Source organism: Micromonospora sp. Utrum1, from assembly GCF_057197805.1.
On sequence record NZ_CM170071.1, the window covers coordinates 727,607 to 742,851 of the forward strand.

Here is a 15,245-nt window from a genome sequence, read left to right on the forward strand (position 1 = left end):
GAGGGGTACGGGGAGGATCAGACGCCGTGCGGGATGGCGTCCCAGCCCTCGACCTGCTGCGGCTTGCGCGGGGCGTGGCCGACGTAGCGGGCCGACGGGCGGACCAGCCGCTGGAGCCTCTTCTGCTCCAGGATATGCGCGGACCAACCGCCCATCCGGGCACAGGTGAACATCGAGGTGAACATGTGCGCCGGCACCTCGGCGAAGTCCAGCACCACGGCCGACCAGAACTCGACGTTGGTGGCGAGCACCCGGTCCGGGCGGCGGGCCTGGAGCTCGGCCAGGGCGGCCTTCTCCAGCGCCTCGGCGATCTCGAAGCGCGGCGCGCCCAGCTCCTTGGCGGTGCGGCGGAGCACCCGGGCGCGCGGGTCCTCGGCCCGGTAGACCCGGTGGCCGAAGCCCATCAGCCGCTCGCCCCGGTCGAGGACGCCCTTGACGTAGCCCTCGGCGTCGCCGCTGCGCTCGACGGCCTCCAGCATGCTGAGCACCCGGGACGGGGCGCCGCCGTGCAGCGGGCCGGAGAGCGCGCCGATGCCGGAGGAGATGCAGGCGGCGGCGTCGGCGCCGGTGGAGGCGACGATCCGGGCGGTGAAGGTGGAGGCGTTCAGGCCGTGCTCGGCGGCCGAGATGAAGTAGGCGTCGACGGCCTTGACGTGCCGCGGGTCGGGCTCACCCCGCCAGCGCTTCATGAACCGCTCGACGATGGTCTCCGCCTTGTCGATCTCCTTCTGCGGCACCGCCGGCAGGCCGAGGCCGCGGGCGGACTGGGCGACGAAGGAGAGCGCGGTGACCGACACCCGGGCCAGGTCCTCGCGGGCCTGCTCGTCGGAGATGTCGAGCAGCTGGCTGAGCCCCCAGTACGGGGCGAGCATGGCGACCGCCGACTGCACGTCGACGCGGATGTCGCCGGAGTGCACCGGCACCGGGAACGGCTCGGCCGGGGGCAGGCCCGGGCCGAAGCGCCCGTCGACCAGCAGCGCCCAGACGTTGCCGAAGGAGACCTGACCGATCAGATCCTCGATGTCGACGCCGCGGTAGCGCAGCGCACCACCCTCGCGGTCCGGTTCGGCGATCTCGGTCTCGAAGGCTACGACGCCCTCCAGGCCCGGTTTGAAGTCGGCCATGTCGTCTCCTGGCTTCCGGCGGTGGTGGTGGCCGCGCGGGCTCATCGGGCCCGCGGCTTAGGCGACCCTCAGGGATGTGTTCGGAACATCTTGCCTGGTCGGTAACCGGATTCGCGACCCGCGGCGACTGTGCGCCACATGACATCCCCGCCGGTGGACAAGCTCACGGGCTGGAGAAGACTGGGTGGTGGGGCCTGGCCAGCGTCGGGGGACGCCGGCATCCCCGGGAGAGGGACGACGAGAGTGACGGGCGACACACCTGCCCCGGCCGGGATGCGTAACGAGTACGCCGCCGACCTGGGCCTTTCCGAATCGGATCTCGCGCCGGACTGGCACACCCAGTTCGCCCGCTGGTTCGCCGACGCGGTGGCGCATCCGCTACCCGAACCGAACGCCATGGTGGTCGGCACCGCCGACGCCGAGGGCCGGCCGAGCGGCCGCACGGTGCTGCTCAAGGGGTACGACCCGGACGGCTTCGTGTTCTACACCAACTACGACTCCCGCAAGGGCGGCGAGGCGACCGCCAACCCGTGGGCCAGCCTGGTCTTCCCCTGGTTCCCGATGCAGCGGCAGGTGACGGTCACCGGACGGGTGGCGCGGGTCGACCGGGCCGAGACCGAGGCGTACTTCGCGGCCCGGCCGCGCGGCTCCCAGCTCGGCGCCTGGGCCAGCAGCCAGTCCCGGGTGGTCGCGGACCGGGCGGCGCTGGACGCGGCGTACCGGGCGGCGGCGGAGCGCTTCGCCGACGTGGACGAGATCCCCGCGCCACCGCACTGGGGCGGGTTCCGGGTGCGGCCGGAGACGGTGGAGTTCTGGCAGGGCCGGGCCAGCCGGCTGCACGACCGGCTGCGGTTCCGGCGTACCGGGGGCGCCTGGGTGATCGAGCGGCTGGCGCCGTGACGGGGGTGAAGGAGGCCCGGCCGCGGGGAGCCCGCCGCTGGGCGATCGACCTGCGCCCGCTGGGCGTGCCCGCGTACCGCCGGGTGTGGCTGGGCAACGCCGTGGCGATGTTCGGCTTCCAGTTCACCGCCGTGGCGGTGCCGGTGGAGATGTTCGACCTGACCGGCGGCTCGTTCTGGGTCGGCCTGCTCGGCATCGCCGGCTTCCTGCCGCTGCTGGTCTTCGGGCTCTGGGGCGGTGCGGTCGCCGACGCCCGGGACCGGCGGCGGGTGCTGCTGGCCGGCGGTGCTCTGCTCTGGGCGTCGACCCTGGCGCTGCTGGTCCAGTCGGTGCTGCGGGTGGGCAGCCCGGTGCTGCTATTGGCCCTCGTCGCGGTGCAGGCGATCGCGTTCGCGATCACCTCGCCGACCCGCAGCGCGATCCTGCCCCGGCTGGTGCCGGCCGAGCTGGTCCCGGCGGCCAGCACGCTGAACTTCACCACGTTCACCGCGACCTCGGTCTTCGGCCCGCTGGCCGCCGGCCTGATCTTCGCCAGCTGGCGCGTCGACGTGGGGCTGCCGATCGCGTACGGGGTGGACGCGCTGCTGTTCACCGTGTCGCTCTGGGCCACCCTGCGGCTGCCGGCCATGCCGCCCGAGGCGGACCCGGACAGCGACGGCACGCCGCGCCGGGCGGGGCTGGCCAGCATCGTCGACGGGCTCCGCTACCTGGCCACCACGCCGGTGCTGCTGCTCTCCTTCGCCATCGACCTGATCGCGATGATCCTGGCCATGCCCCGGGCGCTCTTCCCCGAGCTGGCGCACGAGCGGTTCGGTGGCGGGGCGGCGGTCGGCTGGCTCTACAGCGCCATCGCCATCGGCGCGATGCTGGGCGGCCTCACCTCCGGCTGGATCGGCCGGGTGCGCCGGCAGGGGGTCGTGCTGGTGGTGGCCGTGGTCGGCTGGGGCGTGGCGATCGCCGCGGCCGGGCTGGCCCGCCAGCTCTGGCTGGTGGTGGCGCTGCTCGGCCTGGCCGGCGCCGCCGACCTGGTGAGCGCGACCCTGCGCCAGTCGATGCTGCTGATCTACGCGCCGGACCGGATGCGCGGTCGGCTCCAGGGCGTCAACACGGTGGTGGTCGCCGGCGGCCCGCGCCTGGGTGACCTGCGGGCGGGCGCGATGGCCGCCGCGTCCGGCACGACCATCGCCATGGTGGGCGGCGGTCTCGCCTCGGCCGTGCTCGCGGTGCTGCTGGTGGCGGTCTTCCCGGCCCTGCTCCGCTACCGGGCCGCCGGGGCCGGAGAGCGGGACTGAGCGACGGCCCGCGGCGGAGCGCCGCCCCGGGCCGGACCGGCCGCACGCTGGGACGCCGCCGGGCGGGCTCCGCGCCGGGTGGGGGCGACGGACTAAGGTCGCCGGCATGGAGACCGACGCGCGCCCGTCACCGTCCGGGACACAGTGGACCATTGCCGCCGGCGGCCACGAGGCCGTCGTGGTCGAGGTCGGCGGTGGCCTGCGGACCTACCGGCACGACGGGGTCGACTACCTCGACGGGTACGAGGCGGAGGAGCTGGCGCCCGGTTCGGCCGGTCACGTGCTGGCCCCCTGGCCGAATCGGATCCGGGACGGCGCGTACACGTTCGGTGACCGCTCGTTGCAGCTCGACCTGACCGAGCCGGCCCGGCACAACGCCATCCACGGCCTGGTCAACTGGGTGCGGTGGCAACTGGTCGAGCAGTCGCCGGAGAGCGTGACGCTCGGCTACGAGCTGCCGCCCAGCCCGGGCTACCCGTGGGCGCTGCGGCTGCGGAGCCGGTGGAGCGTCGGGGCCGACGGGCTGCGCGCCGAGCACGAGGTGACCAACCTGTCCGGCGAGCCGGCGCCGTTCGGCTTCTCCGTGCACCCCTACCTGCAACTGCCCAAGGTCGGCGTCGACGAGTTGTCGCTGCGGGTGCCGGGGCGCACCCGGGTGCTGCTGGACAGCCGGCTGCTGCCGGTGGCCGCGACCGAGGTGGCCGGCACCGAGTACGACTACACCGAGCCCCGCCCGATCGGTGACGCGGTGCTCGACCTGGCCTTCGGCGACGTGGTCCGGGACGCCGACGGCGGCTCGTCGGTGACCCTGGCCGCCCCGGACGGCTCGGCCGCGGTGCACGTCTGGGCCGACGGCGAGTTCGGCTGGTGGCAGGTCTTCACCGGCGACACCCTCACCGGGGAGCGGCACCGCCGCTCGGTGGCGATCGAGCCGATGACCTGTCCGGCGGACGCGTTCCGCTCCGGCCGGGACCTGATCACGCTGGCCCCCGGGGAGACCTGGCGGGGCGCCTGGGGCATCCGGCCCGGGGCGTGAGCATGGAGTTCGTCGAGGTCGTCCGCCGTCGCCGGATGGTCCGCAACTACGACCCGGACCGCCCGGTCCCGCCCGACGTGGTGGACCGGCTGCTCGACCACGCCGTCCGGGCCCCGTCGGCCGGGTTCGCCCAGGGCTGGGGCTTCCTGGTGCTGGAGGAGCCGGCCGACCGGGAGCGGTTCTGGGCGGCGGCCACCCCGGGCGGCGGCGGCCGGGACCGCTGGCTGGCCGGGATGCGGAAGGCCCCGCTGATCGTGGTGCCGCACGCCAACCGCGCCGCCTACCTGGACCGTTACGCCGAGCCGGACAAGGGCTGGGCGGACCGCTCCGAGGACCGCTGGCCGGTGCCCTACTGGTACGTCGACACCGGCTTCGCCGCCCTGCTGATGCTGCTCACGGCGGTGGACGAGGGGCTGGGCGCCTGCTTCTTCGGCATCCCGCCGCAGCGGATCGGGGCGTACCGGGAGGCGTTCGGCGTGCCGGCGGAGTACCACCCGATCGGTGCGATCACGGTAGGTTACCGGGCACCCGACCACCGGTCGCCGTCGCTGCGGCGCGGCCGCCGGCCGGTGGACGAGGTGGTCCGGCGCGGCCGCTGGAATTAGGGGCGTTCAGCGCGTCCGGCCTGGGTATCGGCGGTAGCGAAACCGACATGAGGGAGTAAAACGCAGTGTGGCGGGTGCGGCTAGGCTGGCACCGACATCATCAGCCCGGCCGGGGGGAGGGGAGCGTGCCGTGATCTTCAGGGCGGTCCGGGACGGGCGTCCCTACCCGGAGCACAACCTCACGCTCAAGCAGTGGGCCGAGATCCCGCCGCGTCCGCTGCGGCTGGACCAGCTCATCACCACCAAGCGGGAGCTGGCGCTCGACAAGCTCCTCGCCGAGGACTCCACCTTCTACGGAGACCTCTTCCCGCACGTGGTGCAGTGGAACGGCGGCCTCTATCTCGAGGACGGCCTCCACCGGGCGCTGCGCGCGGCGCTCCAGCAGCGCAACCAGATCCACGCCCGGGTGCTGGTGCTCAGCGGTCAGCCCGAGTGACGCGCCCCTGAGTCTTCGTTAAGGTGACGCCATGACCCCTCTCGACCTGCTGGACATCGACGCGTCGCTGGGCGAGGAGGAGCGGCAGATCCGCGCCGTCGTGCGCCAGCTCATCGACGACCGGGTACGCCCCCACGTCGCCGGCTGGTACGAGGACGGCCACGTCCCGGCGCGCGAGCTGGCCCGCGAGTTCGGCAAGCTCGGTCTGCTCGGCATGCACCTCACCGGCTACGGCTGCGCCGGCGCGTCGGCCGTCGCGTACGGGCTGGCCTGCCTGGAGCTGGAGGCCGGCGACTCCGGCATCCGCTCGCTGGTCTCGGTGCAGGGCTCGCTGGCCATGTACGCCATCTGGCGCTACGGCAGCGAGGAGCAGAAGCAGCGCTGGCTGCCCGCCATGGCGGCCGGCGAGGCGATCGGCTGCTTCGGGCTGACCGAGCCGGACCACGGCTCCGACCCGGCCTCGATGGCCACCCGCGCCCGCCGCGACGGCGACGACTGGATCCTCAGCGGCAGCAAGCTGTGGATCACCAATGCGCCGATCGCCGACGTCGGGGTGATCTGGGCGCGCACCGACGAGGGGGTGCGCGGCTTCGCCGTACCCATGGACACGGCCGGGGTGACGGCGCGGGAGATCCGGCACAAGATGTCGCTGCGCGCGTCGCTGACCGGTGAGATCGCCCTCGACGACGTGCGGCTGCCGGCGGACGCCCGGCTGCCCGAGGCGATCGGGCTCAAGGCGCCGCTGAGCTGCCTCACCGAGGCCCGGTACGGCATCGTCTGGGGCGCGCTCGGCGCGGCCCGGGACTGCCTGGAGACCGCGCTGGACTACGCGACCACGCGGACCCAGTTCGGTCGGCCGCTGGCTGGCTTCCAGCTCACCCAGGCCAAGCTCGCCGACATGGCGGTCGAGTGGAACAAGGGGCTGCTGCTGGCCCTGCACCTGGGCCGGCTCGCCGACGCCGGGAAGCTGCGCCCGGATCAGGTCAGCGTGGGCAAGCTGAACAACGTCCGGGAGGCCATCGCCATCGCCCGCGAGTGCCGGACCATCCTCGGCGCGAACGGCGTCTCCGGCGAGTACCCGGTGATGCGGCACGCCAACAACCTGGAGAGCGTGCTCACCTACGAGGGCACCTCGGAGATCCACCAGCTGGTCATCGGGCAGCGGCTGACCGGGCTCTCCGCCTTCGCCTGAGCTGCGGATTCACCCGATCGGGTCGCTCGGCGAGCGACTGTCGCACGGTGGCCGTACCGTCATTCTCAGTCGATGTGTCTGACGAGGACGGTGAGGGGCGATGGCCCGCGACGGTGACATCAACCAGCCCACCAGGGAGTTCCCGGAATACCCGACCGGCGAGTCTCTCCGGGCCCGCGCGGACGTCCCGGCGGAGCCCGGGCGCGGTGGCCCGGCGTCGCCCGGTGCCCCGGCCCGCGGCCTGCTCTGGGTGCTCGGCGCGGCCGCGCTGGCCGTGGTGGTGCTGCTCGGCGTGCAGGCGACCGGCCTGCTGCCGGACTTCCGCAATCCGTTCGCCAAGGAGCAGACCGACCGGAGCCAGCCGCCGCTGCTCAAGTCGATCCGCGATCTGAGCCGCTACGTGGCCGCCGAGGGCAACTTCCAGGTGGTCGTCGACGTGCAGAAGGACCGGCGCAACGTGCCGGACTTCCTGCTCAACGAGCGCACCCTCTTCGTCGGGGCGGGCCGGATCGAGGCGTACGTCGACTTCGCCAAGATCGCCGACGGGGCGGTGGTGGTGTCCGACGACGGCAAGTCCGTCGAGATCAAGCTGCCCGCGCCGCAGCTCGGCGAGACCGACCTGGACATGGACAAGAGCTACGTCTTCGCCGAGCAGCGCGGCCTGATCAACCGGCTGAACGACCTGGTCGGCGGCGACCCCAACCGGCAGCAGCAGGTCTACCAGCTCGCCGAGGACCGGATCACCGCGGCGGCCCGGGACAGCGGCCTCACCGCCCGGGCCGAGGAGAACACCCGCAAGATGCTGGAGGGGCTGCTCCGCTCCCTCGGCTACGAGAAGGTGACCGTCACCTACACGGCGTCCTGACGCCGCCGGCGCCCGCCCCGGTGGTCCCGGGGCGGGCGGCGCGGGTCAGTGGCGGTTGGAGGCGAGGTAGCGGTCCTCGTTCGGAATCAGGACCCAGAGGATCAGGTAGACGATCACCTGGGTGCCGGGCAGCAGCAGCGACAGCAGGAACAGCAGCCGGACCATTCCGGCCGACATGCCGAACCGCTGGGCCAGGCCGGCGCAGACGCCGGCGAGCATGCGCCCCTGGCGGGGCCGGACCAGTTTGCGACTCATCGTCGTACTCCCACTTCTGCGGCGATCCGCCGCGCTGAGTTCCACGGTAGGAACGGCTGCCCACCCCGCCCTCGGCCCCGAGGAGGATCGGCGACCCGGGCACCCGTAGGTGCTTACCCCGGCGGACCCGCCCCGACGCAGCCCGTGGGCCGGGTGGTGACGGCGGGGAGACGCGGGGCGGGCGAGGCTGGGGGTGGCCGGCTCGCAGGCAGGGGGCGACGGGGGCGGGTAGGCTCGCCGGTCGGGCGCCCACACCCCGGGTGCCGCCCGCCGCCCCCCGGACCGAGGAGCGGCACACACCGGGCCGGACCCGCACAACGGGGACGACGGCGAGGAAGTGCAGCCATGATCAGTGTTTTCGACCTCTTCAGCGTCGGCATCGGGCCGTCCAGCTCGCACACCGTGGGACCGATGCGGGCCGCCCGTACGTTCGTGGCGGGGCTCAAGGCCGACGGGCAGCTGGCCGACGTCGTGCGGGTGCAGGCCGAGCTGTTCGGCTCGCTGGGCGCCACCGGCCACGGGCACGGCAGCGACCGGGCCGTGCTGCTCGGGCTGGAGGGGGAGGCCCCGGAGACGGTCGACACCGACTCGGTCGGGCCGCGGGTGGAGCGGATCCGCGCGGAGCGGCGGCTCAGCCTGCTCGGCAGCCAGGAGATCGACTTCGACCCGGACCGGGACCTGGTGCTGCACCGCCGCCGCTCCCTGCCGTACCACCCGAACGGGATGACCTTCGCGGCCTTCGACGCGGCCGGGGAGCAGGTCCGGGCGCGCACCTACTACTCGGTCGGCGGCGGGTTCGTGGTCGACGAGGCGGCCGCCGGGGCGGACCGGATCAAGCCGGACAGCACGCGGGTCCGCCACCCGTTCCTCACCGGGGCGGAGCTGCTCAAGGTCACCACCGACACCGGGCTGTCGATCAGCGAGGTGATGCTCGCCAACGAGCTGTCCTGGCGCAGCGAGGCGGACGTACGGGCCGGGCTGCTGGAGATCTGGCGCGTCATGCGGGAGTGCGTCGAGAACGGCTGCGCCCACGACGGCGTGCTGCCGGGCGGGCTGAAGGTACGCCGCCGGGCCGCCGAGCTGCGCCGCAGCCTGGAGGCGGAGGCCGGCGCCTCCGACCCGCTGCACGCCATGGACTGGGTCACCCTCTTCGCGCTCGCGGTCAACGAGGAGAATGCGGCCGGCGGCCGGGTGGTCACCGCGCCGACCAACGGCGCCGCCGGGATCATCCCGGCCGTGCTGCACTACTACACCCGGTTCGTGCCGGGCGCCTCCGAGGAGGGCGTGATCCGGTTCCTCCTCACGGCCGGCGCGATCGGGGTGCTGTTCAAGGAGAACGCCTCGATCTCCGGGGCCGAGGTGGGCTGCCAGGGTGAGGTCGGCTCGGCCTGCTCGATGGCGGCGGCCGGGCTGGCCGAGGCGCTGGGCGGCACGCCCGAGCAGGTGGAGAACGCGGCCGAGATCGGCATGGAGCACAACCTCGGGCTCACCTGCGACCCGGTCGGCGGCCTGGTGCAGATCCCGTGCATCGAGCGGAACGCGGTGGCCAGCATCAAGGCGATCACCGCGGCCCGGCTGGCGCTGCGCGGCGACGGGGTGCACGCCGTCTCCCTGGACAAGGTCATCAAGACCATGCGCGAGACCGGCGCCGACATGAAGATCAAGTACAAGGAGACCGCGCGGGGCGGCCTCGCCGTCAACGTCATCGAGTGCTGAACCCGAAGGGGTGAGGCGGCGCGTCCGTACGCGCCCGGCCGGGGCGGTCGGGGCGAGGATGGGACGGTGACGTCCGGCGTCGCCGCGCTCTGGTCCGCCCGCACCTCGCTGCGCATCCTGGTCCGGCGCGATCTCGCGGTGAAGTACCAGCAGTCCGTGCTGGGCTATTTCTGGTCGCTCATCGAGCCGCTCGGCATGGGCCTGATCTACTGGTTCGTCTTCGGCGTGCTCTACTCCGGCGCCACCCGACGGCACCTCGGCGAGGCGGCCGGGTCGTACCCGCTCTTCCTGATCACCGGGATCTTCGCCTGGATGTGGGCCAGTTCGGCGCTGACCGAGGCGACCAACGCCCTGACCGGGCAGTCCCGGCTGATCACCACGATGAACCTGCCCCGGCAGGTCTTCCCGATCGGCCGGGTCACCGGCCGGTTCGCCGAGTACGCCGCCGGCCTGCCCATCCTGGTCGCCATCGCGGCCCTCTACGCCGGCCACGGCCGGATCCACCCCGGCTGGACCCTGCTCGCGCTGCCGCTGGCCGTGGCGGTGCAGTTCGTCCTGCTGGTGGGGCTGGCGCTGCTGCTGTCGGCGGGCAACGTGCTGATGCGCGACATCGAGCGCATCATGCGGCTGATCATCCGGCTGCTCTTCTACGCCACCCCGATCATCTATCCGCTGAACCTGGTCCGCGACTCGGGCATGCCGGGCTGGCTCAAGATCGCGTACGAGCTGAATCCGCTGGTCGGGATCTTCCAGTTGCACCACGCGATCTGGTATCCGGACGAGTTCCCCGACGCCCGGCTGCTCACCGTCACCGTGGCGGGCAGCCTGCTCGTGTTCGCGGTCGGCTGGTGGTCGTTCCGCCGCCTCGAACCCGCCGTGCTCAAGGAACTGTAAATGGCGGCGATCATCGAGGCGGACGGGCTCGGCATCCGGTTCGTCCGCAACCGCCGCCGCCAGCTCCGGCTGCGGGAACTGCTCATCCACCGGGGCGCCCGGGACCCGGACGCCGGCCGGTTCTGGCCGCTGCGGGACGTGTCGTTCCGGATCGAGCCGGGCGAGACGGTCGGTGTGGTCGGGCGCAACGGCACCGGCAAGAGCACTCTGCTGCGGCTGATCGCCGGGGTGCTGATCCCCGACGAGGGTTCGATCCGGGTCCACGGCCGGGTGGCCCCGCTGCTGGAACTCTCGGCCGGGTTCTCCGGCGACCTGACCGGCCGGGAGAACCTCTACCTGGTGGGTGGGCTGCACGGGCTGTCGACGGCGTACCTGCGGCGGCACTTCGACGAGATCGTCTCGTTCGCGGGTGAGCAGGTGGAACGGGCCATCGACACCTCGGTCCGGCACTACTCGTCGGGGATGAAGGTCCGGCTGGGTTTCGCGGTGATCGCGCACCTGCCGCACCCCGTGCTGCTGGTGGACGAGGTGACCGCGGTCGGGGACGCCGAGTTCCGCGCGAAGTGCTATGCGACCATCGAGCGACTCCTCGCGGAAGGGCGCACGCTGGTGCTGGTGTCACACAACGAAAAGGACCTCACCCGGTTCTGTCGTCGGGGGCTCTACCTCGACGCGGGGCGGCTGACCGTCGACGGCACGATCGACGAGGCGCTGCACGCCTACACCAGCGCGACGCAGCGGTGACGCTCGCGATCGTGCTCGCCGCCGGGCCGGCGGCGGGCCTGACCACCGAGGCCGGGGAGCGGCTGGCCGACCGGCTCGCCGGGCAGTGGCGGCGGGCCGGGGCGGACGAGGTGCGGGTGGTCGCCGACCCGTCCGAGCTGGCCGACCTGGTGGCCGCCGCCACCGGGCCGGTGCTGGTCAGCGGGGCCGACCTGGTGGCGCACACCGCCGTACTCAAGCACCTGGCGACCAGCCCGGTGGGGCCGACGGCGGCCCTGGTGCTCACCGATCCGCCGGCCGCCGGGCAGGTGACGGTTCGCGAGGAGCGCGGACAGGTGGTCGCCGTGGACGACCCGGCGGGCGCGACCGGGGTGTTCGGCGGCGCGCTGCGGGTCGGCGTGGCCGACCTGCCGGCGCTGGCCGCCGCCGCCCGGACCGCGGCCGGGGGCGGGATCGACCGGCTCTTCGCCGACCTGGCCGGTTGCGGCACGCTGACCTTCGCCCACCGGGTACGCCTGCTCGTGGCGCACCGGGTCGGCGACCCGGCGGAACTGGCCGCGGCGCAGGCTGCCGTGGCCGCGGTCGACGAGGACAGGGCCGAGCTGAGGCTGTCGGTGAAGGAGCGGGACGACTTCTTCACCACGTTCTTCGTCAGCACCTGGTCCCCGCACGTGGCGAAGGCCGCCGCCCGGATCGGCCTGGGCCCGAGCGGGGTCACCATGATCTCGGTGGCCTTCGCGGTGGCCGCGGCGGTGCTCTTCGGCGTCGGCGGGCGGCCCGCGCTGGTGGCCGGCGGGATCCTGCTCTACCTGGGCTTCGTGCTGGACTGCGTGGACGGCCAGTTGGCTCGCTACACCCGGCACTTCAGCGCCTGGGGCGGCTGGCTGGACACGATGGCCGACCGGGCCAAGGAATACCTGGTCTACGCCGGTCTCGGCTACGGCGCCACGCACGCCGGCTTCCGCTACGGCTGGGCGCTGGCGATCGCCGCGATGACCCTGCAGACCGTGCGCCACATGACCGACACCTGGTACGGCGTGCTGCACGACGAGGCGGCCCGGCGCCCCCGCGCGGCGACCGGAGACGCGGGCGGCCTCGGCGGGAAGCTGAACGCCGCCTCGACCAAGGTGCAGGCGGACACCGGCTCGGTGTCGTACTGGCTGAAGCGGACCGTGGTGTTCCCGATCGGCGAGCGGTGGGCACTCATGGCGGTGGCCGCCGCGCTGTTCGGGCCGCTGGTGGCGCTCTGCGCGGTGCTGGTGTGGGGAGTGCTGGCGTTCGCCTACACCGGGGCGCTGCGCACCCTGCGGGCGCGGTGGATGCGGGTGCCGGTGCTGACCACGGTCGACACCGGCCTGCACCGCGACGACGGGCCGCTGACCCGGACCATGCCGGTGGTGCGCGCACCGCTGGCGCTGGCGGTGGCCGGCGCGCTCGGCGCGGCGGGGCTCCTGCTGTGGGCGCTGCTGGCGGTCCACGCCGGTCACGGGTTGCCCGCCTGGGCGGTGACGTTCGGGCTGGTGGTCCTGCTGGGCGGGGCGCAGGGCGCGCGGGCGGCGCACGACGGGCCGCTGGACTGGCTGGTCCCGGCGGCGCTGCGGGCCGGGGAGTACCTCTTCGCCATCGCCGTCGGGGTGGCCGGGCGGGTGTCCCCGTGGCTGATCTTCGGGTACGTCTTCGTGCTGACCCTGCACCACTACGACCTGACCGCCCGGCTGGAGAAGCGGCAGGCGGCCCCGCCGCTGCACGCCGCCACGCTCGGCTGGGAGGGGCGTTCGGTGCTGCTGACCATCGGGTCAATAGCCGGAATTGCGAGCATCGCTCTGGCTACACTCGGTACGTACCTTCTCGTGGTTTTTGTCGCGAGCGTGGTCCTTGCCTGGGTGGTCCTGCCCGCCCGCGCCCGACGGGCGCCGGTGCCGGTGGGCGGGGGTGGCCGCTCGCCGGGCTGACGGAGGGCCGGCCGGGATGACCCTGATCAGCTTCGTCGTACCGGCCTTCAAGGTGCAGGGTTACCTGCGGGAGTGTCTCGACTCGATCCTCGAGCAGCCGTTCGACGACCTCGAGGTGATCGGGATCGACGACGCCTCCCCGGACGACAGCGGCGAGATCCTGGCCGAGTACGCGGCCCGCGATCCCCGGGTCCACCCGGTCCGGCTCGTCGAGAACGTCGGGCTCGGTCCGGCCCGCAACATCGGGCTGGACCGGGCCACCGGCGAGTACGTCTGGTTCGTCGACGGCGACGACTGGCTGGTCCCCGGCTGCCTGCCGCACGTGGCCGACCGGCTCCGCGCCACCCGCCCGGACGTGCTGATCGTCGACCACGTCCGGGCGCACTGGAACAACGTCGGCACCCGTAGCGCCATGCGGGACGTGTTCCCCGAGCCGCCGCCCGAGGCGACCTTCCGGCTGCGGAACCGGCCGGAGACCCTGCGGCTGCTGCACACCGCCTGGAACCGGCTCGTCCGCCGGGAGTTCCTGGTCGAGCAGGGGCTGCGCTTCGAACCCGGCTGGTACGAGGACGTCTCGTTCAGCTATCCCGTGCTGATGGCCGCCGAGCGGGTCGGCGTGCTGGACCGGGTCTGCCTCAACTACCGGCAGCGCCGGACCGGGGCGATCACCCGGACCCGGGGGGACCGGCACTTCGAGGTCTTCGCCCAGTGGCACCGGGTGTTCCGGCTGATGGACCGCTGGGGGCCGGCGGTGGCCGGGCTGCGCCCGGCCGTGTTCGAGCGGATGATCTGGCACTACCTGACCGTGCTCGGCAACGGCGAGCGGATCGCCCCCGAGTTGCGGCCGCCGTTCTTCGCCCAGATCCACAGCGACTACGTCCGCTTCCTGCCGCCCGAGGGCTACCCGGTCCCGCCCGGTCTGGAGGGGGTGAAGCACCGGTTGGTGGCGGCCGGGCGGTGGCGGACGTTCAGCGCGCTCCGGGCCGCCCACCAGGTCGAGGAGCGGGCCCGGCGCTCGGCCCGGCGGGTCAAGCGGCGGGTGCTGCCGGTGGCCCGGCGGAACGCCCGCCGGGCCCGGAACGCGGCGCTGCGCGAGTACTACCGGGCCGAGTTGCGCCGCCCGCTCGACCCGACGCTCGCCGTCTACGCGGCGTACTGGTACCGGGGCTACTCCTGCAACCCGGCCGCGATCTACACCGCCGCCCGCCGCCTCGCCCCCCAGGTACGCGGCGTCTGGATCGTCCGCCGGGACCGGGTGAACGTGCTGCCGCCGGGCGTGGAGTATGTCGTCGCCGGCACCCGGGAGTACTACCGGGTGCTGGCCCGGGCCCGCTGGCTGGTCAACAACGTCAACTTCCCGGACTTCGTCCGCAAGCGACCCGGCTCGGTGCACGTCCAGACCCACCACGGGACCCCGGTGAAGGTGATGGGGCTGGACCAGCAGCGCTATCCGGTCGGCGCGATGGGAATGAACTTCGCGAAGCTGCTGCACCGGGTGGACCGCTGGGACTACAGCGTCAGCTCGAACAGCTTCTCCACGCAGATGTGGGAGCGGGCCTACCCGGCCGACTACACCACACTGGAGGTCGGCTATCCGCGCAACGACCGGCTGGCGCTCGCCACCGCCGAGGAGTGCCGCCAGGCCCGCGCGGCGCTGGGCATCGGCCCCGACGAGTACGTGGTGCTCTACGCGCCGACCCACCGGGAGCACCTGCCCGGCTGGCGACCGCCGTTCGACCCGGACCGGATGCGCGACGTGCTCGGCCCGTCCGGGCGGCTGCTGATGCGCAGCCACTACTTCCACGACCGGGACCGGCGGCTCCGGGGCGCCTCCGACGGCGCGGTGCTGGACGTGAGCACGCACGACCGGGTCGAGGACCTGTACCTGGCCGCGGACGTGCTGGTCACCGACTATTCCTCGGCGATGTTCGACTACGGGGTGCTGGACCGGCCGATCGTGGTCTACGCGCCGGACTGGGACGCCTACCGGGTGGCCCGGGGTGTCTACTTCGACCTGCTCGCCGAGCCGCCGGGCGCGGTCGCCGTCAACTTCCCCGGGCTGCTCGACGTCTTCCGGAGCGGTGCGGTGCGCGGGGCGGACGCCGAGCAGGCCCGGCAGCGGTTCCGGGCCCGGTTCTGTGCGCTGGACGACGGACACGCCGCCGAGCGGGTGGTCCGCCGGGTCTTCCTGGACGAGCCGGTTGAGGTTACTCGTCGGTCACCTTACCGATGGAAGACCGCCAATACCACGTAAT

The 15,245-nt window shown here is 73.3% G+C and carries 14 protein-coding genes; 12 read left to right on the forward strand and 2 right to left on the reverse strand.

Annotated features, from left to right (window positions below):
• Positions 1-17 precede the first annotated feature (17 nt).
• Positions 18-1,124, reverse strand: a complete 1,107-nt coding sequence (locus AC0OLQ_RS03610) for a citrate synthase 2 (protein ID WP_357332734.1) — start codon at positions 1,122-1,124, stop codon at positions 18-20.
• Between the two features lie 273 nt (positions 1,125-1,397).
• Between AC0OLQ_RS03610 and pdxH the strand changes: the two genes are divergently transcribed.
• The 7 genes from pdxH (at position 1,398) to AC0OLQ_RS03645 (ending at position 7,450) form a co-directional block, all read left to right on the forward strand.
• Positions 1,398-2,024 carry a pyridoxamine 5'-phosphate oxidase gene (gene pdxH, locus AC0OLQ_RS03615; protein WP_484532262.1) on the forward strand — a complete coding sequence of 209 codons (627 nt, stop codon included), beginning with the start codon at positions 1,398-1,400 and terminating at the stop codon, positions 2,022-2,024.
• Positions 2,021-3,316: an MFS transporter gene (locus tag AC0OLQ_RS03620; RefSeq protein ID WP_484530180.1), complete on the forward strand. Its 1,296-nt coding sequence runs from the start codon at positions 2,021-2,023 to the stop codon at positions 3,314-3,316. Before pdxH ends, AC0OLQ_RS03620 begins: the two co-directional genes overlap by 4 nt.
• A 106-nt stretch (positions 3,317-3,422) precedes the next feature.
• Positions 3,423-4,352 carry an aldose 1-epimerase family protein gene (locus AC0OLQ_RS03625; RefSeq protein ID WP_484530181.1) on the forward strand — a complete coding sequence of 310 codons (930 nt, stop codon included), beginning with the start codon at positions 3,423-3,425 and terminating at the stop codon, positions 4,350-4,352.
• Between the two features lie 2 nt (positions 4,353-4,354).
• Positions 4,355-4,957: a nitroreductase family protein gene (locus tag AC0OLQ_RS03630; protein WP_484530182.1), complete on the forward strand. Its 603-nt coding sequence runs from the start codon at positions 4,355-4,357 to the stop codon at positions 4,955-4,957.
• Between the two features lie 130 nt (positions 4,958-5,087).
• Positions 5,088-5,393 (forward strand): type II toxin-antitoxin system VapB family antitoxin, encoded by a 306-nt coding sequence (locus tag AC0OLQ_RS03635; RefSeq protein ID WP_073839113.1) that lies wholly within the window; start codon positions 5,088-5,090, stop codon positions 5,391-5,393.
• 31 nt (positions 5,394-5,424) lie between these two features.
• On the forward strand, positions 5,425-6,585 hold the full coding sequence (locus AC0OLQ_RS03640; protein WP_484530183.1) for an acyl-CoA dehydrogenase family protein: 1,161 nt from the start codon (positions 5,425-5,427) through the stop codon (positions 6,583-6,585).
• 100 nt (positions 6,586-6,685) lie between these two features.
• The gene (locus tag AC0OLQ_RS03645) at positions 6,686-7,450 is read left to right on the forward strand and encodes a DUF4230 domain-containing protein (RefSeq protein WP_484530184.1); all 765 of its coding nucleotides are present in this window, start codon (positions 6,686-6,688) and stop codon (positions 7,448-7,450) included.
• A gap of 45 nt (positions 7,451-7,495) precedes the next feature.
• Here the strand turns inward: AC0OLQ_RS03645 and AC0OLQ_RS03650 are convergent, their stop codons facing one another.
• Positions 7,496-7,705, reverse strand: coding sequence for a PspC domain-containing protein (locus tag AC0OLQ_RS03650; RefSeq protein WP_484530185.1), 210 nt, complete (start codon positions 7,703-7,705; stop codon positions 7,496-7,498).
• 345 nt (positions 7,706-8,050) lie between these two features.
• On the opposite strand from AC0OLQ_RS03650, the gene AC0OLQ_RS03655 reads away from it, so the two are divergent.
• The 5 genes from AC0OLQ_RS03655 to AC0OLQ_RS03675 all read left to right on the forward strand — a co-directional run bounded on the left by AC0OLQ_RS03655 (position 8,051) and on the right by AC0OLQ_RS03675 (position 15,244).
• Positions 8,051-9,421 carry an L-serine ammonia-lyase gene (locus tag AC0OLQ_RS03655; RefSeq protein ID WP_357332749.1) on the forward strand — a complete coding sequence of 457 codons (1,371 nt, stop codon included), beginning with the start codon at positions 8,051-8,053 and terminating at the stop codon, positions 9,419-9,421.
• A gap of 66 nt (positions 9,422-9,487) precedes the next feature.
• Positions 9,488-10,315: an ABC transporter permease gene (locus tag AC0OLQ_RS03660; RefSeq protein WP_484530186.1), complete on the forward strand. Its 828-nt coding sequence runs from the start codon at positions 9,488-9,490 to the stop codon at positions 10,313-10,315.
• On the forward strand, positions 10,316-11,059 hold the full coding sequence (locus AC0OLQ_RS03665) for an ABC transporter ATP-binding protein (protein ID WP_357332753.1): 744 nt from the start codon (positions 10,316-10,318) through the stop codon (positions 11,057-11,059).
• Positions 11,056-12,990, forward strand: coding sequence for a DUF5941 domain-containing protein (locus AC0OLQ_RS03670; RefSeq protein ID WP_484530187.1), 1,935 nt, complete (start codon positions 11,056-11,058; stop codon positions 12,988-12,990). The genes AC0OLQ_RS03665 and AC0OLQ_RS03670 overlap by 4 nt, the downstream gene beginning before the upstream one ends.
• Positions 12,991-13,006: 16 nt before the next feature.
• Positions 13,007-15,244 carry a bifunctional glycosyltransferase/CDP-glycerol:glycerophosphate glycerophosphotransferase gene (locus AC0OLQ_RS03675; protein WP_484530188.1) on the forward strand — a complete coding sequence of 746 codons (2,238 nt, stop codon included), beginning with the start codon at positions 13,007-13,009 and terminating at the stop codon, positions 15,242-15,244.
• Position 15,245 lies beyond the last annotated feature (1 nt).

What these genes read in the sequence shown, in the direction of transcription:
- pdxH (WP_484532262.1), top strand. Translation starts at nt 1,398, where the DNA reads ATGCGTAACGAGTACGCCGCCGACCTGGGCCTTTCCGAATCGGATCTC.
- AC0OLQ_RS03610 (WP_357332734.1), bottom strand. Translation starts at nt 1,124, where the DNA reads ATGGCCGACTTCAAACCGGGCCTGGAGGGCGTCGTAGCCTTCGAGACC.
- AC0OLQ_RS03625 (WP_484530181.1), top strand. Translation starts at nt 3,423, where the DNA reads ATGGAGACCGACGCGCGCCCGTCACCGTCCGGGACACAGTGGACCATT.
- AC0OLQ_RS03630 (WP_484530182.1), top strand. Translation starts at nt 4,355, where the DNA reads ATGGAGTTCGTCGAGGTCGTCCGCCGTCGCCGGATGGTCCGCAACTAC.
- AC0OLQ_RS03640 (WP_484530183.1), top strand. Translation starts at nt 5,425, where the DNA reads ATGACCCCTCTCGACCTGCTGGACATCGACGCGTCGCTGGGCGAGGAG.
- AC0OLQ_RS03675 (WP_484530188.1), top strand. Translation starts at nt 13,007, where the DNA reads ATGACCCTGATCAGCTTCGTCGTACCGGCCTTCAAGGTGCAGGGTTAC.
- AC0OLQ_RS03645 (WP_484530184.1), top strand. Translation starts at nt 6,686, where the DNA reads ATGGCCCGCGACGGTGACATCAACCAGCCCACCAGGGAGTTCCCGGAA.
- AC0OLQ_RS03655 (WP_357332749.1), top strand. Translation starts at nt 8,051, where the DNA reads ATGATCAGTGTTTTCGACCTCTTCAGCGTCGGCATCGGGCCGTCCAGC.
- AC0OLQ_RS03665 (WP_357332753.1), top strand. Translation starts at nt 10,316, where the DNA reads ATGGCGGCGATCATCGAGGCGGACGGGCTCGGCATCCGGTTCGTCCGC.
- AC0OLQ_RS03650 (WP_484530185.1), bottom strand. Translation starts at nt 7,705, where the DNA reads ATGAGTCGCAAACTGGTCCGGCCCCGCCAGGGGCGCATGCTCGCCGGC.